This is a genomic window from Streptomyces sp. NPDC091292 (genome assembly GCF_044757265.1).
Lineage (GTDB): Bacteria > Actinomycetota > Actinomycetes > Streptomycetales > Streptomycetaceae > Streptomyces.
This window is the reverse complement of record NZ_JBIVUQ010000006.1, coordinates 81,305-101,519: the sequence shown is the minus strand read 5'-3', so window position 1 is coordinate 101,519 and position 20,215 is coordinate 81,305. Positions and strand designations below refer to the sequence as shown.

The 20,215-nt window shown below is 69.7% G+C and carries 16 protein-coding genes; 7 read left to right on the top strand and 9 right to left on the bottom strand.

Annotated features, from left to right (window positions below):
- Nucleotides 1-10: 10 nt before the first annotated feature.
- Nucleotides 11-1,006 carry an aldo/keto reductase gene (locus ACIQNU_RS18875; protein WP_401367360.1) on the top strand — a complete coding sequence of 332 codons (996 nt, stop codon included), beginning with the start codon at nucleotides 11-13 and terminating at the stop codon, nucleotides 1,004-1,006.
- 26 nt (nucleotides 1,007-1,032) lie between these two features.
- Here ACIQNU_RS18875 and ACIQNU_RS18870 read toward each other — a convergent pair whose 3' ends face one another.
- Both ACIQNU_RS18870 and ACIQNU_RS18865 read right to left on the bottom strand, forming a co-directional pair.
- Nucleotides 1,033-2,199, bottom strand: a complete 1,167-nt coding sequence (locus tag ACIQNU_RS18870; RefSeq protein WP_401368057.1) for a homoserine O-acetyltransferase — start codon at nucleotides 2,197-2,199, stop codon at nucleotides 1,033-1,035.
- Nucleotides 2,196-3,551 carry a bifunctional o-acetylhomoserine/o-acetylserine sulfhydrylase gene (locus ACIQNU_RS18865; protein ID WP_401367357.1) on the bottom strand — a complete coding sequence of 452 codons (1,356 nt, stop codon included), beginning with the start codon at nucleotides 3,549-3,551 and terminating at the stop codon, nucleotides 2,196-2,198. The genes ACIQNU_RS18870 and ACIQNU_RS18865 overlap by 4 nt, the downstream gene beginning before the upstream one ends.
- Nucleotides 3,552-3,866: 315 nt before the next feature.
- On the opposite strand from ACIQNU_RS18865, the gene ACIQNU_RS18860 reads away from it, so the two are divergent.
- Complete coding sequence (locus ACIQNU_RS18860) at nucleotides 3,867-4,673, top strand: SDR family NAD(P)-dependent oxidoreductase (RefSeq protein WP_401367355.1); 807 nt, start codon at nucleotides 3,867-3,869, stop codon at nucleotides 4,671-4,673.
- Nucleotides 4,674-4,793: 120 nt separating this feature from the next.
- Here ACIQNU_RS18860 and ACIQNU_RS18855 read toward each other — a convergent pair whose 3' ends face one another.
- The 4 genes from ACIQNU_RS18855 to ACIQNU_RS18840 form a co-directional block, all read right to left on the bottom strand.
- The gene (locus ACIQNU_RS18855) at nucleotides 4,794-5,693 is read right to left on the bottom strand and encodes a hypothetical protein (protein WP_401367352.1); all 900 of its coding nucleotides are present in this window, start codon (nucleotides 5,691-5,693) and stop codon (nucleotides 4,794-4,796) included.
- A gap of 181 nt (nucleotides 5,694-5,874) precedes the next feature.
- Nucleotides 5,875-7,212: an ABC transporter substrate-binding protein gene (locus tag ACIQNU_RS18850; RefSeq protein WP_401367349.1), complete on the bottom strand. Its 1,338-nt coding sequence runs from the start codon at nucleotides 7,210-7,212 to the stop codon at nucleotides 5,875-5,877.
- An 86-nt stretch (nucleotides 7,213-7,298) separates the two neighbouring features.
- Entirely contained in the window at nucleotides 7,299-8,273 is a 975-nt protein-coding gene (locus ACIQNU_RS18845) for a carbohydrate ABC transporter permease (RefSeq protein WP_401367346.1), read from the bottom strand.
- Nucleotides 8,270-9,202, bottom strand: a complete 933-nt coding sequence (locus ACIQNU_RS18840; RefSeq protein WP_401367343.1) for a carbohydrate ABC transporter permease — start codon at nucleotides 9,200-9,202, stop codon at nucleotides 8,270-8,272. The genes ACIQNU_RS18845 and ACIQNU_RS18840 overlap by 4 nt, the downstream gene beginning before the upstream one ends.
- Before the next feature lie 296 nt (nucleotides 9,203-9,498).
- Between ACIQNU_RS18840 and ACIQNU_RS18835 the strand changes: the two genes are divergently transcribed.
- The gene (locus ACIQNU_RS18835) at nucleotides 9,499-10,497 is read left to right on the top strand and encodes a LacI family DNA-binding transcriptional regulator (protein ID WP_401368054.1); all 999 of its coding nucleotides are present in this window, start codon (nucleotides 9,499-9,501) and stop codon (nucleotides 10,495-10,497) included.
- A 5-nt stretch (nucleotides 10,498-10,502) separates the two neighbouring features.
- Here the strand turns inward: ACIQNU_RS18835 and ACIQNU_RS18830 are convergent, their stop codons facing one another.
- On the bottom strand, nucleotides 10,503-11,660 hold the full coding sequence (locus tag ACIQNU_RS18830; protein WP_401367340.1) for a cytochrome P450: 1,158 nt from the start codon (nucleotides 11,658-11,660) through the stop codon (nucleotides 10,503-10,505).
- A gap of 384 nt (nucleotides 11,661-12,044) precedes the next feature.
- Here ACIQNU_RS18830 and ACIQNU_RS18825 point away from each other — a divergent pair, with 384 nt between their 5' ends.
- Nucleotides 12,045-12,299: a DUF6281 family protein gene (locus ACIQNU_RS18825; RefSeq protein WP_401367337.1), complete on the top strand. Its 255-nt coding sequence runs from the start codon at nucleotides 12,045-12,047 to the stop codon at nucleotides 12,297-12,299.
- Nucleotides 12,300-12,338: 39 nt separating this feature from the next.
- Here the strand turns inward: ACIQNU_RS18825 and ACIQNU_RS18820 are convergent, their stop codons facing one another.
- A complete protein-coding gene (locus tag ACIQNU_RS18820; RefSeq protein ID WP_401367334.1) occupies nucleotides 12,339-13,094 on the bottom strand; it encodes a TioE family transcriptional regulator in 756 nt (251 codons plus the stop codon).
- 58 nt (nucleotides 13,095-13,152) lie between these two features.
- On the opposite strand from ACIQNU_RS18820, the gene ACIQNU_RS18815 reads away from it, so the two are divergent.
- The 3 genes from ACIQNU_RS18815 (at nucleotide 13,153) to ACIQNU_RS18805 (ending at nucleotide 18,158) form a co-directional block, all read left to right on the top strand.
- Complete coding sequence (locus ACIQNU_RS18815) at nucleotides 13,153-14,358, top strand: erythromycin esterase family protein (RefSeq protein WP_401367331.1); 1,206 nt, start codon at nucleotides 13,153-13,155, stop codon at nucleotides 14,356-14,358.
- 289 nt (nucleotides 14,359-14,647) lie between these two features.
- A complete protein-coding gene (locus ACIQNU_RS18810) occupies nucleotides 14,648-16,090 on the top strand; it encodes an RICIN domain-containing protein (RefSeq protein ID WP_401367328.1) in 1,443 nt (480 codons plus the stop codon).
- 64 nt (nucleotides 16,091-16,154) lie between these two features.
- A complete protein-coding gene (locus ACIQNU_RS18805; RefSeq protein WP_401367325.1) occupies nucleotides 16,155-18,158 on the top strand; it encodes a glycoside hydrolase in 2,004 nt (667 codons plus the stop codon).
- Between the two features lie 104 nt (nucleotides 18,159-18,262).
- Here the strand turns inward: ACIQNU_RS18805 and ACIQNU_RS18800 are convergent, their stop codons facing one another.
- Entirely contained in the window at nucleotides 18,263-20,014 is a 1,752-nt protein-coding gene (locus tag ACIQNU_RS18800) for a beta-galactosidase family protein (RefSeq protein WP_401367323.1), read from the bottom strand.
- Nucleotides 20,015-20,215: the final 201 nt, after the last annotated feature.

The window sequence follows — 20,215 nt, the reverse complement described above, 5'->3', positions numbered from 1 at the left end:
GAGACCCGTCATGCGCTACACCCGCCTGGGCACGTCCGGGCTGACCGTCTCCCGTATCGGCCTCGGCATGATGAGCTACGGCGACCGTTCGCGCCGCGCCTGGCACCTCACCGCCGACGAGGCACGGCCAATCGTGCGGCACGCCGTGGACGCGGGGGTCACGCTCTTCGACACGGCCGACATGTACGACCGGGGCGCCTCCGAAGAGGTCACGGGACGGCTGCTCTCCGAGTGCTTCGGCGACCGCGACGACTACGTCCTGGCCACCAAGGTCTACTACCCGATGAGCGATCGGCCCGGCGACCGCGGCCTGTCCCGCAAGCACATCCTGGCCTCGGTCGACGCGTCCCTGCGACGGCTCGGCACCGACCACATCGACCTGTACCAGATCCACCGCTGGGACCACCACACACCGATCGAGGAGACGATGGCGGCGCTCGACAGCGTCGTCCGGGCAGGGAAGGTGCGCTACATCGGCGCGTCCAGCATGTACGCCTGGCAGTTCGCCAAGGCCCAGTACACCGCGGCGCTCGCCGGAACCACCCGGTTCGTCTCGATGCAGAACCACTACAACCTCGTCTACCGCGAGGAGGAGCGCGAGATGATCCCGCTCTGCCTGGACCAGGGCGTCGGTGTCCTGCCGTACAGCCCGCTCGCCCGTGGGCTGCTCGCCGGGGGACGCGAGCGCGGCGGGGCACGCACGACCGCACGCGGCGGCACGGACCCGCTCGCCGACGCGCTCTACACCGAGGACGACTTCGACATCGTCGACACTCTCCGGACCGTCGCCACCGAACTCGGCCTGCCTCCGGCCCGGGTGGCGCTCGCCTGGCTTCTCGGTAGACCCGGCGTCGGCGCGCCCATCGTCGGCGCGACGAAGCTGACACATCTTCAGGACGCCCTCGCGGCTCTGGAGGTCACGCTGACGAAGGAACAGGGCAAGCGCCTGGAGTCCGGATACCGCCCGCACCCGGTCGCGGGCCCGGCGGAACCACATTCGCCGTGACCGAACCCGGTCCACCTGGTACTTCCCTACGAACTCCCCAGCAACTCCCGTACCAGCACGGCGACTTGCTCCGTTTCGATCAGGAAGCCGTCATGTCCGTACGGTGACTCGATGATCCGGGCTCGGTCGGCGCCGGGGATGCCCGCCGCCAACTCCTCCTGTTGGGCCAGGGGGTAGAGCCGGTCCGAATCCACCCCGGCGACCAGGGTGCGGGCCCGCACCCGGCGCAGGGCCGCCGCGGTTCCGCCCCGGTCGCGGCCGATGTCATGGCTGTTCATCGCCTCGGTCAGGACGACATAGCTGCCGGCGTCGAAGCGGCGCACCAGCTTCGCCGCGTGATGGTCGAGATACGACTCCACCCGGTACCGGCCGCCCCGCCACGGATCCTCGACTCCCTGCGTCAACCGGCCGAACCGCGCCCGGAGTTCGGGCTCGCTGCGATACGTCACATGGGCCAGCCGGCGCGCCAGGCCGAGCCCCGCGTGCGGACCCCCGCCCGCCCTGGCACCGTGATAGTCGCCGCCCCGCCAGTGCGGATCGGTGCGGATGGCGTGGAGCTGGACGGCGGCCCAGGCGATCTGTTCCGCGCTCGCCGCCGCCGGGCACGCCAGGAGCAGCAGCGACCCGGTGCGCCCGGGATACGTCACCGCCCACTCCAGCGCCCGCATCCCACCCATCGAGCCGCCGATCACCAGCGCCCACCGCTCGATCCCGAGCGCGTCGGCGAACTGGGCCTCGGCGGCCACCTGATCGCGCTGCGTGAGGAACGGGAACGCCCCGCCCCACCGGGCACCCCCGTCCCGTACCGACGACGGACCCGTGCTGCCCTGGCAGCCGCCCAGCACATTCGGTGCGACGACGAACCAGCGGTCCGTGTCGAGCGGCAGGCCGGGACCGATCAGCCCGTTCCACCAGCCGGGCGTGGGATGGCCGGGACCCGCCGGGCCGACGACATGGCTGTCACCGGTCAGCGCGTGCAGGACCAGGACGGCGTTCGACGCGTCGGGCGCGAGCCGCCCCCAGGTCTCGTACGCCAGCCGCACCCCGGGCAGTTCACCGCCCGCCTCCAGGCCCAGCGGCTTGTCCAGCGCCACCCACCTGCGGTCGCCACGGGGGTCCCCCTCCTGCCACGCGCCGGTGACAGGAGGGGACGGTACCTCTGGGGAGGGAGTGCCGGCCGGTCCGGCGCTCAGGAGGCTTCCTTCGCCGCGCGGAAGCCTGCCTCCAGATCCGCCTTCAGATCGGCGATGTTCTCGATGCCCACCGACAGCCGCACCAGACCCGGCGCCGTACCCGTCGCCGCGAGTTCCGCCGGGCCGAGCTGGCTGTGCGTGGTGGACGCCGGATGGATGATCAGGCTCCGTACGTCACCGATGTTCGCGAGATGGCTGAACAGCTCGACGGCGTCCACGAACCGCTTGCCCGCCTCCACTCCGTCCCGCAGCTCGAACGCGAGCACGGCGCCCGCGCCCCGGGGCAGATACCGCTGCCCGGCCTCGTACCAGCGGTTGGACTCCAGGCCCGGATAGTGGACGGCCGCGACCTCGTCACGCTGTTCCAGCCACTCGGCGAGTGCCTGCGCGTTGGCCGAGTGCCGCTCGATCCGCAGGCTCAGCGTCTCCACGCCCTGGAGCAGCAGGAACGCCGAGTGCGGCGAGATCGCGGGGCCGATGTCCCGCAGTAGCTGCACGCGCAGCTTGATCGCGAACGCGCTGGGGCCGAGATCCGGCCAGTACCGCAGTCCGTGATAGCTCGGGTCCGGCTCGTTGAAGTCCGGGAAGCGGTCCGCGTGCGCGCCGAAGTCGAAGGTGCCGCCGTCCACGACGACACCGGCGATGGTCGTGCCGTGCCCGCCGAGGAACTTCGTCGCCGAATGGACCACGATGTCCGCGCCGTGCTCGATCGGACGCAGCAGATACGGCGTCGGCACGGTGTTGTCGACGATCAGCGGCACCCCGGCCGCGTGGGCCGCGTCCGCGACCCCGCGTACGTCGAGGACGTTGCCCCGCGGATTGCCCAGCGTCTCGGCGAACAGCGCCTTGGTGTTCGGCCGGATCGCCGCGCGCCACGCGTCGAGGTCGTCGGGGTCGTCCACGAAGGACACCTCGATGCCGAACTTCGGGAGGGTGTGCCGGAAGAGGTTGTACGTGCCGCCGTACAGCGAGGTACTGGACACGAGGTGGTCGCCCGCGCTCGCCAGCGTCAGGATCGCCAGGGTCTCGGCGGCCTGCCCGGACGCGAGCGCCACGGCCGCTACACCGCCCTCCAGGGCCGCGACCCGCTGTTCGAAGACGTCCTGCGTCGGATTGTGGATCCGCGTGTAGATGTTGCCGGGCTCCGCCAGTGAGAAGAGGTCGGCGGCGTGCTGGGTGTCGCGGAAGACGAACGAACTCGTCTGGTAGATCGGCACCGCACGGGCGCCCGTCGTCGGGTCGGGTACCGCGCCCGCGTGGATCTGCTGGGTCTCGAAGGACCACCCGGAGGTCGCCGGGGGCACATCGTCGGGCGTGTGACCCGCCGTCACCGAATCGAGGGGCTGGCTCATGGGCTGTCCTTTGCGGGAGGGATGCGTTCCGCGAAACGTAACGGCGCGGATTTCGACCGTGGAAGAGCCCCGCCGGACTGTCCACGAGGCTGCAACAACCGGGCAACAATCCCGTAGGCGGGCGGCGCGGCAATGTGTGCAAAGGCGGGCGGGGAACACGGCTGCTACGCCGTCCGGGCGGCTACGCACCGGCTAGCCGTGGCCAATGCAAGCCATCCTTGCGTGTTCCGTCGATCCCGCCGTCGACGCACAAGAAAATCGCAGCAGTTGTTGTTCTTTCACCCAGCGTCCACACCGCACAGAGCAGGAATTCTCATGTCGAACCTTCACCACAAGGTCGCCGTCGTCACCGGAGCGGGGTCGGGTATCGGCCACGCCACCGCGCGGGTACTCGCGGAGCGCGGCGCCGCGGTCGTGGTCGCCGACATCAACGAGGAGGCGGCCGAGAAGACCGCCGCGGCGCTGAAAGGGGACGGCCTGCGGGCGGTCGCGGTGACCGCGGACGTGAGCGACGAGCAGCAGATCCGGCACATGACCGACACCGCCGTGGACACCTTCGGCGGCCTGGACATCCTGCACAACAACGCGGCCCTCCTCGCCCCCGACGTCCTCGGCCGCGACCAGCGCATCATCGACATCGACGGCGACCTCTTCGCCCGCGTCCTGCGCGTCAACGTCCTCGGCTACACCCTCGCCGCTAAGCACGCCATCCCGCACATGCTCGCCCGGGGCGGCGGCGTCGTCGTCAACACCAGCTCCGTCGCCGGACTCCAGGCCGAAATCGTCCGGCCCATGTACGGCACGTCCAAGGCCGCCATCCTCGGGCTCACCCGGACCATCGCCACGCAGTACGGCAAGCAGGGGATCAGAGCCGTCGGCATCGCGCCCGGCACCATCCTCACCCCGGCGCTCAGCAACAACCTCACGCCCGAGCAGCAGCGGGCCATGACCCGGCACACTCTCACCCCGCGCATGGGCAACCCGGACGACATCGCCTTTCTCGTCGCCTTTCTCGTCTCCGACGAGGCCGGATACATCACCGGCACCACCATTACCGTGGACGGCGGATTCACCGCGCACTTCCCCACGTATTCCGAAGACCTCGCCGCCGTAGGCGAATAGGGAGGGGGCGGCTCCCGGCGCGCGAAGGGGTGGCGTCGGAAAAGCGGCACGCGCACATGACCGGCCGCGAACACGACGCCACCAACTCCACCGACGCCACAGACGTCAGCGACCCGAGGGTCAGGCCCCGCAGAGCGACAAGGTCCGGATGAATCCGCCGAGGTTCTCGTCGTCCGTGCCCAGGACGGCTTCGGCGGAACCGGGCAGGCACTCCACCGCCTCGATCTTGTATCCCGGGAACGTCCCGAGCACGGTCGGCCGCGCCGCGAGCGTGACGCGTACCTGGCCGGCCGCCGACACGGACACCCGGCCCGCGTCGCTCACCGCGGAGTCGAACGGGCCGTCGTCCCCGGCGTCCGCCGCCGAACTCACGAGGACCCGGCCGGAGCCGGTCACCGAGATGTCGGAGATGTGCCGCGTACCGCCGTCCACCGGATACGGCGCCCGGTAGGCGCGGCGCGTCACGGCGCCGAACAGCGGCTGCCCCCAGTCGGCGAACGTCAGGGGCGCCGCGTAGAGCGTCGCGGGCCGGTCCGGTCCCGCTCCGCGGTCCGCCCACAGCGCGGCGAGCTTCCCGTTCCGTGCGACGAGGGCGAAGCTCTCGAAGTCGTCGCCCGCACCGATCGCGGGCAGTGGCGCGTAGTCGACGACCGTCGCCGTGGAGCCGGTGACCTTCAGGCGGTAGACGATGCCGCGGCTGGCGAGCGCCACATACTCACCCGGCATCCCGGGGATGGCTTCGATGGCTTCCAGATCGGACGGTTCCGCCCCGGCCCAGATCAGCGGGGACACGGCGTCGGCGCCCTCCCGGTGGGTGATCCGGGACAGCCGCTGCTGCCCCGTCCGCTTGTTGTCGTGCACGACCAGTACGTCGGTCCCGGCCCCGGTACGGCCCTCGTACGCGAGGCCGCTGACACCGCTCCGGGCGTCGCCGCCGACCTTCTGCCACGCGCTGTCCGCACCGGCCGGGGCGGTGCCGAGCATCGTCAGCAGCGCGGTCGCCGCGCCAAGCCATGCCATACGCCGCACCATCGGGAGTTTCACTGGGGCCGCTCGCCTTCTCTGTCCGACAGACGCGAGGTCACGCGCCGCCCGACAGGTTATTGATCATGGTGAGGCGGGCCCAGCGACGGTTACTCTGTGCGGCGGAGCGCGCAGGCGGACTCGACCGGCGCGCGCCGCCGCTGTTCCTTGTGCGGGGTCACTCGGAGACGTTGAACCCCTGGTCCTTGCCGTACTTGGCGGTCACCTGCTGCCAGTCCGCCAGCCCCTTGCTCAGCGGTGTCGAGGAGACGTACGCCTTGCCCACGGTGTCGTTGAACACGGAGTTCGCGTACACCTGGTACGGCAGGTACGTCCAGCCGGTGCCGACGTTCTTCGCCGACTCCGCGAAGATCTTGTTGGCCTGCTGGCCGCCGAAGTACGGGAACTTGCTGTCCAGGTACGCCTGCGACTCCAGGTCGGCCCTGGTCGCGGGGAAGGCGCCACCGGCGACGCGGCCCGACGCACCGGCGCCCGTGGTCGCGTACTCGATGAAGGCGTAGGCCAGGTCCTTGTTCTTGGCGGCAGTCGGCACGGCCAGCGAACTGCCGCCGTTCTCCGCGGTGGCCGTGGCGCCCTTGGTCCACTGCGGCAGCGGCGCCACCCGCCAGTCACCGGACGCCGACGCGACGCCCGACGTGAAGTTGGCCGGCATCCAGGCGCCCGTGGCCAGCGTGGCGATGGTGCCGTCGGCCAGGCCCTTGTACCACTCGTCGCTCCAGCCGTTGATCGGGGCGACGAGCTTCTCGTCGATCAGCTTCTGCCAGGTGTCCGTGTAGGTCTTGGTGCCGGCGTCCCCGAAGTCGATCGTGACGTCGGAGCCCTTGGACTGGTAAGGACGGCCCCCCGCCTGCCAGATGAGGCTGGTGGTGGTGCCCGCGTCGCCCATGTCGCTGGTGATGTACGCCTTGGGGTCCGCCTTGTGCAGGGCGCGCGCCGCGTCCAGGTACTCGTCCCAGGTGGTCGGGGTCTTGATGCCGTGCTTGTCGAAGACCCTCTTGTTGTAGAACAGCGCCATCGGGCCCGAGTCCATCGGCAGCGCGTACACCGCCTTGTCGTACGTCACCGCGGTCCACGGGCCGGTGGTGAAGGTCTTGTCGAACTCGGACGCGCCGTAACCGGTCAGATCCTCCACGGACTTGGCGATGGCGAACTGGCCGAGCGCGTAATACTCGATCTGTGCCACGTCGGGTGCGCCCGAACCGGCCGCGATGGCGTTCTGGAGCGCGGTGTACTGCTTGTCACCCGTACCCGCGTTCACCAACTGCACATCCACCTTGGGGTACTTCTTCTCGAAGTCGGCCGCCGCCTTCTTCAACGTGGGTTCCCACGCCCACACGGTCACCTTGCCGCCCTTCTCCAGCGCGGCCTTGATGTCCTTGGGGCCGCCGCCGCTGTCGGTGGCCGGATCCGACGAGCCGCAGGCGGTGGCGGACAGCGCCATCACACAGGCCGTGGCGATGGCACCGAGAAGCCGGCGGGTGCTCTTCGTACTCATGAGTGGTGCTCCTGGTTCGGTGTGCGGGCGGACGAGGGAACGGAGGGCGGACGGGTCACGGAACGAGTCACGGCGTGGCGCCGCGGTCACGCCTTGACGCTGCCTGCGGCGAGGCCGGACTGCCAGTAGCGCTGAAGCAGCAGGAAGATGACGACGATCGGCACGATCGTGAGCAGCGAGCCGGTGATGATGAGATCGAAGACGGCCTCGCCGCCCGCGGTCTGCGCCTGGGCGTTCCAGGCGCCCAGGCCGAGCGTGAGCGGGTACCAGTCCGGATCCTTGATCATGATCAGCGGCAGGAAGTAGTTGTTCCAGGTCGCGACCATCGAGAACAGCAGCACGGTCACCGTGCCCGGCATCAGCAGCGGCAGGGCGATACGGAAGAACGTGCGCAGCTCGCCGGAGCCGTCGATGCGGGCCGCTTCGAGGAGTTCGGTGGGGACGGCCTCGGAGGCGAACACCCACATCAGATAGAGCCCGAACGGGGAGATGAGTGACGGGATGATCACGGCCCACGGTGTGTTGGTCAGCCCCATGCTGCTGAACATCAGGAACGTCGGCACGGCCAGCGCGGTACCCGGCACGGCCACCGCTCCGATGACGACCGCGAACACGGCCCGGCGGCCCGGGAACTGGTACGTGGCCAGCGCGTATCCGCCGAGCACGGCGAGAACGGTGGCGCCGCCCGCGCCCGCGGCGACATAGAGCAGGGTGTTCAGCAGCCAGCGGACGAACACACCGTCGTCGTACGTCAGGGTCCGGGAGATGTTGTCCCAGAGGGTGAAGTCGTCACCGAACCACAGGCCGAACGAGTCGAGGAGACCCTTCTGGTCCTTGGTCGCGTTGATGAACAGCCAGGCCAGCGGCAGCAGGGTGTAGACGAGGACCAGCCCGGTCACCAGGGTCAGCGGGATGCTGGGGCGCGGGTTGAGCGGGGTGTGGGGGCGGCGCCGGCGGCGCCGGGCCGGGGCGGCAGGGGCGCTCGCCGTCCCGGAGGCGGCTTCGGCTTGGGCTTCGGCTTCGGTGGAGTGCGAGGGGGTGCTCGCTATGTCCGCGCTCATCGCTCAGCCTTCCGCATGCCACGCAGCTGGACGGTGTAGGCGATGATCGCGGTGATGACACCCATCACGATCGCCACGGTCGCCGCGTAGTTGTGCTGCTGTCCCGAGAAGGACAGCGAGTAGGTGTACACGTTGGGTGTGAAGTCGCTGGTGATCGCGTTCGGCGCGAGCTTCTGGAGGATGCTCGGCTCGTTGAAGAGCTGGAAACTGCCGATGATCGAGAAGATCGTCGCGATCACCAGGGCGCCCCGGATGGCCGGCAGTTTGACCGAGGCGATCATGCGCCACTCCCCGGCGCCGTCGATGGAGGCGGCCTCGTACAGGGACCGGGGGACGACCTTGAGCGCCGAGTAGAAGATCAGCATGTTGTAGCCCACGAACTCCCAGGTCACGATGTTGCCGATGGAGGCCAGGACGAGTGAGGGGGAGAGGGGGTCGGGCAGTGAGACACCGAACGCGTCGTTGATGTTGCCCACCAGGCCGAACCGGGTGCCGTAGATGAAGCCCCACATGAGGGTGGCGACCACGGCGGGAACGGCGTACGGGAGGAAGACCGAGACCCGGAAGAACGCCTTGCCGTACAGCCGTCCGCTGTCGATCGCGAGCGCGACGAGGAGCGCGATGCCCAGCATGACCGGGACCTGCACGGCCAGGAACAGCCCGACCCTGGCCAGCCCGTCCCAGAACCGCGGATCGGTCAGCGCCTCCTGGTAGTTGTCGAGGCCCACGAAGGAGTTGCCGCCGATCAGCCGGTCCCGGAATAGGCTGAGGTAGACGGCGTATCCGATCGGCGCGAGGAAGACGAGGGCGAAGACGGCGACGAACGGTCCCGCGAACCCCCAGCCGACGACGGCCTCCCTGCGGAGGCGGAATCGTGCGCGCGGGCGGGGTGGTGGCACGGCCTTCGCGGGCGTCGACAACAGCGTCATGACGGGTTCCTTGCGTCGGTGACCGACCGGTCGGGAGAGGGAGGAGGAACAGAGCGGGAACAAGGGGGTGAGGAGTGTCCCAGGGCATGGGACGGTGGGGTGAAAGCTGGTCCCCAGGGGAAATGTTTACGTAATCATTGGTAGCGTGATGGTGACACTCCCACTGGGGGGCGTCAAGCACGAAGCGGTAGTGAACGGAAGGGATTTCGGTGGCGGAGAAGGACACGGCCGATCTCGCGCGGACGGGCGACAGCGAGGGCCGGCGTGCCGCGAAAGGGCGGCAGCGCCGCGTCTCGATGGCGGACGTCGCACGGGTCGCCGGGGTCTCGTCGCAGACGGTCTCCCGCGTCTCCAACGGCGACTCGGCCGTCATCGAGAGCACCCGGCAGCGCGTCCTGGACGCCATGAAGGAGCTGGGCTACCGGCCCAACAGCGCGGCCCGCGCCCTGAAGAGCGGTGACTTCCGCACCATCGGCGTCATCACGATGAGCCTGTCCAGTACGGGCAATGTGCGGACCCTGGAGGCCATCGCGAACTGTGCGTCCCGCGCGGGGTACGCGGTCACGCTCATCCCGCTCGACGCCCCCACGCAGGACAACGTCCGGGGAGCCTTCACACGCCTCGACGAACTGGCCGTGGACGCGGTCGTCCTGATCATGGAGGTGCACCTGCTCGACACCAAGTCGCTGACGCTGCCGCCCCATGTCAAGGTCGTCGTCGTGGACTCCGACGCCGGTGACCGCTTCCACGTCGTGGACACCGATCAGCACCAGGGCACGCGGATGGCCGTGCGGCATCTGCTGGACCTCGGCCACCGTACGGTCCGCCACCTCGCCGGACCCGAGGAGTCCTTCGCCGCCGGCCGCCGCCAGGCCGCGTGGGAGGCGGCGCTGCGCGCGGAGGGGCGCGAGGTGCCGCCGCTGCTACGGGGCGACTGGACCCCCGAATCCGGCTACGAGGCGGGCCTCCAACTGGCGCAGGACCCCGACTGCACGGCCGTCTTCGTGGCGAACGACCAGATGGCCCTAGGTGTGCTGCGGGCGCTGCACGAGCGCGGCCGGCGCGTGCCGGAGGACATCAGCGTCGTCGGCTTCGACGACATCGCGGAGTCCGCGTCGTTCATCCCGCCCCTGACGACCGTCCACCAGGACTTCGCCAAGGTCGGCGAACTGTGCGTCGAGGCCATCCTGCGGGAACTGCGCGGGGAGACCGTGGAGGGGGGCAGGACGCTGGTGCCGACACGGTTGGTGGTGCGGCGGAGTGCGGCGGGGCCGTGGGGTACGACGGCTGAGTGACCGCGTCACCTCTGGGTGGCTCGGCTGTGTCGGGTGAGGTGGGTGCGGCCCGCCGGTGGGGCGAGGAGGGTGCGGGCGTGGGGCTTCGCCCTCCGGATGCGTACGGTGCCTTCGTAGCCTTGCAGGATGAGGTGTCCGAGATGCTCAAGTGCCTTGAGGGCGAAACCGTTTGCAGGGCACATCTCCTCACCCTTTCCGAAGGGGAGAAAGGCGCGCCGCTGGTCGTCGGTCGGTGATTCCCAGCGTGCGGGACAGAATGCGAGTGGCCTGTCCCATATGGCTCCCGACCGGTGGATCGCGTGCGTGCCGATCAGGATGTGCTCGCCCTTCTCGACCGGGACGCCGCCTATTTCGTGATCAGTGGCTGCCTCCCGTCCCAGACGCCAAGCGGTCGGGTAGAGACGTAACGCTTCTCTGACCAGAGAACGGACCTGCTCCGGCTGTACGTCCGAGGTGTTGTACCCGTGCCGAATTCCGAGGATCACGACCCATTCCAGGGTGATTCCGGTGAAGCCGAGCGTGGAAAGGACGAGCCGCTGCAACAACTGCGCGCGATCGGCTGGGGACAGTTCTCCCGGTAGCCGTAGAACGACGTCGACCAAGTCCTTTACGCAGGCTTCGGGTCCCGGTGCGGGAATCCGCCCCAACTGCTCGGCGAATCCGTCCCGGACGCCGCTCACCGAACGATGTGAACGCCTCGCGACGTGGCCGACGATGTCATCCGCGATGATGCTCGACTCCATGTACGTGTCGACAAGCGCGTCGAATTCGGGAGGGCGCCCGTGTGCGATGACGGGCGCGAAATACCGCCGGACCAGCCTGACTCCCCACCGCTGATGCCGCAGACGACCACGACGGTCACTCACCCCATGAAGCGCGGATTCGAGATCGAACGACGACTTGAGATCGTGATGGGTCAAGGCCGCGAGGAGTTCACGTGTCGCCGCGATGCGAAGCGCCTGGGGGAGAGGTTCGGGGCCGATGCGGAGGAATCCGGACTGCGGTACGTAATGCTCGGCCGAGTCGACCAGGATGTCCCGGGCCGCATCCGCGTCGGCGACGAACAGCGTCCCGTGCCGGAGCCTGAAGGGGCCTTCGGCCTCCGCCGCCAGCCTTTCCCAACGCCTCAGGTGGCGCCAGAGGCTCTGCCTGTCCAGGAACACGAGTGGTGATACCCATCGGACGGAGGGCGGGGTGCGGGGAGCGGGGTGCGGAGACGCACGCGGGAACGGGAGTTCACCTACGCACCCCACCCTGTGCGGGCACCACATACGGGCCGGTGGAATTAGTCCTTCCGCCCATACCTGTCGCCGTACTGGTTTCGCCGTGCGCGCATTTCACCGCTGAGTGCCCGGAGTCTTCTCCTGATCCATGCCATGGCCGGTCCTCCTCGCGCCGTCGGGGCTATGACAGTACCCACGTCCCGGAACCGCGAGAACGGCCGAAACAGGCCACAGTCGACCACACCACGACGACCCCTGCCGTCAGCCGAGACTCACCCGTCCCGCGGTGGCCGAACGTTTACGGGGTCCGCTCCGTCAGTACTCATGAAGCCGCGCGCGGCCGTCGATTTCGAAGTCGGAGAGCGGCTGGGGGAGGCCGTCATTCCGCGATGCGACGACACACCGAATGACGGGGACGATCCGGGGCCGCCGGACTCGACGGTCGCCTACGCGATCAAGGGGCTGCATCCCGACATCGCCATCACGGTGGACCAAGCATCCGACGACATCCTCTTCGTTGCCGTCGACTCACGCGGGGAGCTTCCTCCCGAGGTCAAGAGGCTGATCAACCGTTCTTGACGTCCGGTAGGCAGGCGAGCTGGCGTGCGCGGGTGGTGTTCAGCCGCGCCCGCGGAGGTACCCCTCCAGCTCGGCGGCCCCGGTCAGCATCGCCCGCCCCCGGGCGGACAGTCGGGCGTGCCAGTCGCCGAGTGCGGCCTCCAGCGGCTCCAGTCCGCCGGCCGCCCGCACCTGGGCGATCAATGGGGCGATCTGGTCCAACAGGTAACCGCCGCGCCGCAGTTGGTGCGCCAGTCGGGCGTCCCGTACCGCGGCCTCGTCGTAGACGCGGTACCCGGTCAGCGGGTCGCGGCGCGGGCGCACCAGCCCGGCGCGCTCCCATTTGCGCAGCGTCGCGGGCCGGATGCCCAGCTCACCCGCCAGCGGACCGATGAAGGTGCCGATGGGTACGGGCGTGGGCACCGGCACCGTCTCCGCCGTGTCGGCTCCGGGCGCGGCGGCGGTCGGCGCGAGATCGCGGAGGGCGTTCTCCACGGCCCGGAGCGTGCGCCGGTCGTCGAGGAGCTGGGCGTGGCTCTCGTCGATGAGACGGAACGCGTCATCGACCGCGCCCCCGTTCACCGCCACCATGATCGCGGTCGCCGTCTGGTGGCCGTGGCCGGGGACGAGGGCGAGGAACGCGGCCAGCGCCCCTGCGTGCAGCGGTGTATAGGTGCGGTAGCCGGAGGGTGTGCGAGCGGCGGGCGGGAGGATGCCGGCCTCCTCGTAGTTCCTGATGGCCTGCGTGGACAACCCGTGCCCGCGCGCCAGATCGATCGGCCTGAGCTTGCCACCGTTTTGAAGGTTTCGTACCACGGGGCCGACGATATCGCGTCCAAGTCTCCATCGAGTGTTCAACGATACCGTTGAGGGCATGGCTACTGACATCCAGGACACCACCCACGCCGTCGACGCCGCCGCCGTCATGAAGCTGCTTCCGGTCCGGCCCCGCGTACTCGCCCTGGGCGAGCCCACGCACGGCGAGGACATGCTGCTCGACCTGCGCAACGACCTGTTCCGGCAGCTCGTCGAGGAGGAGGGCTACCGGACGATCGCGCTCGAAAGCGACTGCCTGATGGGTCTGCTCGTGGACGACTACGTCACCTCGGGCACCGGCACGCTGGACGAGGCCATGGCGCACGGAATCAGCCACGACTGGGGCACCTCCGCGGCCAACCGCGATCTCGTGCGCTGGATGCGTGCCCACAACGAGGGTCGGCCCGCGTCCGAACACGTCCGCTTCGTCGGTTTCGACGGCCCGCTGGAGATCACCCACGCCGCGAGCCCCCGCCAGGCCCTCACCGCACTGCACGCCTACCTCGCCGCCCACGTGGACGCGGACCTGCTCCCCTGCACCGCCGCAACGGTCGACCGCCTGATCGGCGACGACGCCCGGTGGACCAACCCCGCCGTGATGATGGACGCGACCCAGTCGGTCGGGCAGTCGGCCGACGCGAAGGAACTGCGGCTGCACGCCCACGACTTGGTGGCCCTGCTCGACGAGCAGACGCCCCACCTGATCACGGCGACCTCACGGGAGGACTGGGACCGGGCACGCCTGTACGGGCGCACCGCCACCGGCCTGCTGCGCTACCACTTCTGGATGGCCGACACCTCGGCGGCCCGCATGACACGGCTGCTGGGCGCGCGGGACCAGATGATGGCCCACAACCTCTTCGCCGTCGCCCAGCGGGGCCCGGCGCTGGTCTACGCCCACAACTCCCATCTCCAGCGCGAGAAGAGCACGATGCGCATGTGGGACCTGCCCCTGGTGGAGTGGTGGAGCGCCGGCGCCCTCATGAGCGCCCACCTGGGCGAGCAGTACGCCTTCCTGGCCATGGCCCTCGGCACGATCCGCCACCAGGGAGTGGACACCCCGCCCCCGGACACCCTCGAAGGGCTCCTGTACGCCCTCCCCGAGGACCGCAACCTCATCGACGCGCGCCAACTGGCCACCACCCTCGCCGACTCACGGCCCGCCCCCCGCGTCTCCCCCTGGTTCGGCTACGCCTCACTCGACCCGTCCCACCTGCCCGGAATCGACGGACTCGTGTATGTGAAGGACGTCTTGCAGAGCTAGATCGATCATCGGCCGCCGGGTGGGGCTGCGCGAGAGCATGTTGACGTAAACATCATGGTTGGTCAATCCACCCGGCGGCCTCCGTGCGCGTTCTCGCCCAAGCCCTTGACAGCCCCCGATGTCACTCCCAAACTCTCCCCGAACCGCTCGTGTTAACGCGAACATGGAGGGGAGATCCCTCGCATGTAACACAGCGGTGGTACCAGCCTGTCGGCCCGCGGGTCTTTCTCCCGCGCTGCGCCGAGGCGCGGTTCCGTCCTGTCCACCGACCAGTAAGAGGTACGCGATCATGCGACGCGAACCCCCAGGGATGGCGATGGCATTCGCCGTTCTGGCCGCCCTTTTCCTGCCCCTCCTCGGTGCCGTGGGCAACGCCCAGGCGGCGCCTTCGACTGTCACCAACGCCACCCAGTTCACCGATCCGAACGGCGATCCCGTGCACGCCCATGGTGGCGGCGTCGTCAAAGTCGGCGCGTACTACTACTGGTTCGGCGAGAACCGGAACGCCGACAACACCTTCCGTTACGTCTCCGCCTACCGCTCCACCGACCTCAAGTCGTGGGAGTTCCGCCGCCACGTCCTGACGCAGGCCACCGACCCTGAACTCCGGTCCGCCAACATCGAGCGGCCCAAGGTCGTGTACAACAGCGCGACCGGCCAGTTCGTGATGTGGATGCACAAGGAGAACGCCACCGACTACGGCGAGGCGCGCGCCGCGGTCGCCGTCTCCTCGACGGTCGACGGCGACTACACCTGGCGCGGCAGCTTCCGCCCCCTGGGCCACATGTCCCGGGACATCACCACCTTCGTGGACACCGACGGCACCGGATACATGATCTCCGCCGCCAACGAGAACGCCGATCTGCACGTGTACCGGCTGACCTCCGACTACACCGCCGTGGAGTCGCAGGTGCAGAAGTTGTGGGCGGGCCAGTGGCGCGAGGCCCCCGCCATGTTCGTGCGGGACGGCGTCTACTTCCTGCTGACGTCGGGCGCCACCGGCTGGGCGCCCAACCAGCAGAAGTACGGCACGGCCACCAGCGTCACCGGTGCCTGGAGCGGTCTGAAGGACGTCGGCGACGACAGGGCGTACGGCTCGCAGACCGCGTATGTCCTGCCGGTGCAGGGCACTTCGGGCACCTCGTACCTCTACATGGGTGACCGCTGGGGCAACTCCATGGGTGGCGTGGTCAATGATTCCCAGTACGTCTGGCTGCCGCTGACCTTCCCCACCAGGACCACCCTGCGCATGGACTACTTCCCGCAGATCGGAGTCGACGCCGCCGCCGGGACGGTGAAGGGGATCGGCACCTGGGAGAAGCTGACGGCCGTGCACAGCGGCAAGTGTGCCGACGCCGCCGACCGGTCCACCGCGGACGGGGCCGCCCTCATCCAGTGGACCTGCGGCGACACCAACGCCGCCAACCAGCATTTCTGGTTGAAGAGTTCGGGCGCCGGCAGCGTGCAGATCGTGCTGCGCCACAGCGGCAAGTGCCTCGCGGCCCGCGACGCGTCCACGAGTGACGGTGCGGCCGTGGTCCAGTACCCCTGCGACGGGAGCGCGGGGCAGCAGTGGACCGTACGGACGACCGGCTCGGCCGTACAGCTCGTCGCCCGGCCGAGCGGTAAGTGCCTCGACGTCACCAACCAGTCCACCGCCGACGGCACCGCGCTCGTCCAGTGGACCTGCAACAGCGGCGACAACCAGAAGTGGCGGCGCTCGGCCGCCTGACCGGCGCACACCTCGGAGAGACACCTTCCGGAGCCCCCGGCCCTACTCGTCAGGGAGTACGTAAGTGATCCCCACCCACCCCCGCCACACGTTCCGCCCCCCACGCCCCCTCGCCGCCCTCGCCTCCGCCTCCGCCGCGACCGCCCTCGTCGCCGTCGGTCTCACCGCGCCCCCGGCCGCCGCCCTGCCGACCGCGGCCGACGCGGTCACCATCCGTCTCGACCCGAGCTACCAGCAGCCCGCTTTCGAGGGCTGGGGCACCGCCCTGGCCTGGTTCGCGAATGTCACCGGCGGCTGGCCCGAGGCCCAGCGGGGCAGGCTCGCCGACGACCTCTACGGCGCGGACGGGCTCGGCTTCACCATCGCCCGCTACAACATCGGCGGCGGCGACAGCCCCGACACCACCCCGTACATGCGGGCCGGCGCGGCCGTCCCCGGCTACTGGAACCGCCCGGGACCGGAATCCCCGGACTGGTGGAACCCGGCCGATCCCACCCACTGGAAGCCGGACGCCGACGCCAACCAGCGCTGGTGGCTCGGCGCCGCCAAGGCGCGCGGCGCCGACACCTTCGAGGCGTTCTCCAACTCCGCCCCCTACTTCATGACTACCAGCGGACTCGTCTCCGGCGCCTGGAACGCGGGGCAGGACAACCTCCGCTCCGACCAGTACGAACGCTTCGCCGCCTATTTTTCGGGCGCGGTCCAACGCGCCCAGGACTCCACGGGCGTCACCTTCGACTCGCTCTCCCCGGTCAACGAGCCGAACACCGACTACTGGCGGGCCGGAGGCCGCCAGGAGGGCTCCCACTGGGACCCCGCGTCGCAGGCCCGCATGGTCTCCACCCTCCGCGCCGCCCTCGACGCGAACGGCCTGCGGACCCCGATCGCGGCCATGGACGAGACCAACCCCGCGAAGTTCCGGGCCAATTGGGAGACGTACCCACCCGCCGTCCGTGACGCCGTCGGCCGTCTCAACACCCATACGTACGGGACGAACGGCCGCACCGGCGTCCGGGACATCGCCAAGGGTGAGGCGACCCCGCTGTGGATGTCCGAGGTGGACGTGGGCGGGAGCGTTCCGCAGAGCTTCACGGACATGAGTCCCGCGCTGGACCTGGCAGGACGTATCGCCGACGACATCCGGGAGCTGGAGCCCCGGGCCTGGGTGCTGTGGCAGGCCGTCGAGGACTACGAGAACATGACGCCGGCCCACGAGAACTCCAACTGGGGTCTGATCCAGACCGACTTCACCCCGGAGAACGCGGCGACCGAGCCGCTGCGCAAGAACAAGAAGTACTGGGCGATGGCCAACTACAGCCGCTTCGTCCGGCCCGGCGCCCGCGTCATCAACACCGACAGCACCCAGACCCTGGCCGCGCTGCGCCCGGGTGGACGCGGCGCCGTGGTCGTCCACACCAACCCCACCGGCCAGGACCGTGAGATCACCCTCGACCTCAGCGGCTTCCGGACGGTCGGCGCCGCGCCCGTCGAGCGCTACACCACGGACGCCACCAAGAATCTGGTGCGCGGGAGCGATGCGACCACGAAGGGCAAGACCCTGAAGGTGACGGTGGGCGCCGGCTCGGTCACGACCTTCGTCCTGCCGGGCGTCTCCGGCGTGAACACCGCGGCCACGACCGCCCCCACCGGAGCACCCCGCCACATCATCAGCGACCACAGCAAGCTGGCGCTCGCGACCACGACGACCGGTGGTGGCGGCCAGGAGACAGTGGTTCAGCGCACCTCGAACACGACGGACACCGCACAGCAGTGGACCTTCACCAAGCTGTCGCCGACCGACTGGGGCACCACTGCGACCTACCGGATCACCAACGTAAGAACCGGCAAGGCGCTCTCGGTGTCGGGCGGCACCCTGACATTCGCGGCGCCCGGATCGTCCACCCAGCAGCAATGGATCCGCTCGACCACGGGCGACGGCCACGCGACGCTGATCAACCGGGCCTCCGGAAACCTCCTGGACGTCACAGGGGAGGCCACCGGTGACGGAGCCCCCGTCGGGGTCTACCGGCCCACGACCGGGCCCAACCAGTCCTGGACACTCGGCTGACGAAGGGAGGGCTGACCAAGGGAGACGGCAGGGCACCGACCTCGCGAGACCGGTGCCTTGCCCTCACCATGTGCAGTCCTAATGTGCGGTCCTGATGTGCGGTCCTACTCCCCGGTCGGACCCAGATCCGGGGTCGCACGGAAGTCGACGGTACGGGCGCGGTGCGCGGCGTGGAGTTCGAGGACGACGATCTTGTTGGTGCCCGCGCGCAGGACGGGGGCCGGGACGTACAGGGAGCGTTGCGGACCACGGGACCAGTAGCGGCCGAGCGCGAAACCGTTGATCCAGGCGGCGCCCTTCGTCCAGCCGTCCAGATGGAGGAACGTGTCGGCTGCCGCGGCAAGGGGGAAAGCGCCCCGGTGGAACGCCGGACCGGTCGGCGCGGTCACCGTGGTGGCGAACGGCAACCCGGCCGGCGAGGTGAGAGGCAGCGGCCGACTGGTCCAGCCGGTGAGCGGGGCGCCGTCCAGCAGGACCGTGCCGGGCAGCCCCTTGCGGTCGTGGATGCCGGGGCCGTAGTTGACGCGGCCCTGGTTCTCCACGAGCAGACTCAGCACGCTGCCCGCACGCGGGACGCCGAAGGCGAGGGCGTGCTCGTGGCTCTCCCGCTCAAGGACCCCGACGGGCTGCCCGTCGAGGAAGACCTGGGCGCGGTCGCGCACCTGGTCGATTTCCAGGAGTACGGGCCCGGGGGCCGTAAGGACCGTCTCGTACAGGACGAACCCGAAGTCCTGCCCGAGCTGCTCCATGGTCAGGGGGCGCTCGGACTCGACGGCGGCTCCCAGGGCCGCCGCGCAGTCGAGAAGGGCGGCGCTCTCGGTCAACGGGACGGCGGGCAGGGCGAGTTTGGGCGACGGTGCGGGCGCGGGTTCGGTGGGGACGGGCGCGTACTTGGCGATGACCTCGCGGAACGCGGTGAACTTTTCCGTGGGGTCGCCGGCCTCGTCGAGGGGCGCGTCGTAGTCGTAGGACGTGACGGTGGGCCGATAGGTGTGCTTGTCGTTGGCGCCGTTGGTGAAGCCGAAGTTCGTGCCGCCGTGGAACATGTAGAAGTTGACCGAGGCCCCGGTCGCCAGCAGCTCGTCCAGCTCCCGCCCGGCCTGATCGGGATCGCGGACCACATGGTGGCCGCCCCAGCGGTCGAACCAGCCGATCCAGAACTCCGCCGACAGCAGCGGGCCTTGGGGCTGGTGGGCGCGCAGAGCGGCGAGGTTCTGGGCCGAGCGGCTGCCGAAGTTGGCCGTCGCGAGAACCCCCGGCAGCGCGCCGCGTGCCAGGTCGGCGGGCTGGTCGCAGGTGAACAGCGGGACATCGACCCCGCACCCGCGCAGCGAGTCGGCGAGGTGGGCGAGGTAGGCGGTGTCGTCGCCGTAGGCCCCGTACTCGTTCTCGACCTGCACGGCGAGCACCGGGCCGCCACGGGTGGCGAGGTAGGGCCGCAGGGGGGTGAGGAGCCGCGCGAAGTAGTCGTCGACCGCCGCGAGGAAGCGGGGGTCGCGGCTGCGCAGCCGCATGTCGGGTTCGGCGAGCAGCCAGGAGGGCAGACCGCCGCCTTCCCATTCGGCGCAGATGTACGGGCCGGGGCGGAGCAGGACGTGAAGTCCCTCGGCGGCGGCGAGGTCGAGGAAGGCCGGCAGATCGAGCGCGCCGTCCATGCGGAACTCGCCGGGCCGGGGCTGGTGAAGGTTCCACGGGACATACGTGTCCACGGTGTTGAGGCCCATGAGGCGGGCCTTGCGGAGCCGGTCGGCCCACTGCGCCGGATGGACGCGGAAGTAGTGCAGCCCGCCGGACAGGAGCCGGAAGGGTTCGCCGTCGAGGCGGAAACCGCCGTCGTCGATCTCAAGAACGGGCATGTGCTGCTGCTCCTGTGCTCAAGGGAGTTGTGCTCAAGGGGAGTGCCGGGGGGACAGGGGAGCCGTACCTCATGCGCTCTGTATGTTTACGTAAACACACTGGCCGTGGCAAGTCCTTGGAAGGCTGGAACCGCTCCGTGTCCAGGGGTGTGTCCCGCCGGCGGCCCCACCGCTTCCCGCGGTGGGGCCGCCGGCACCAGC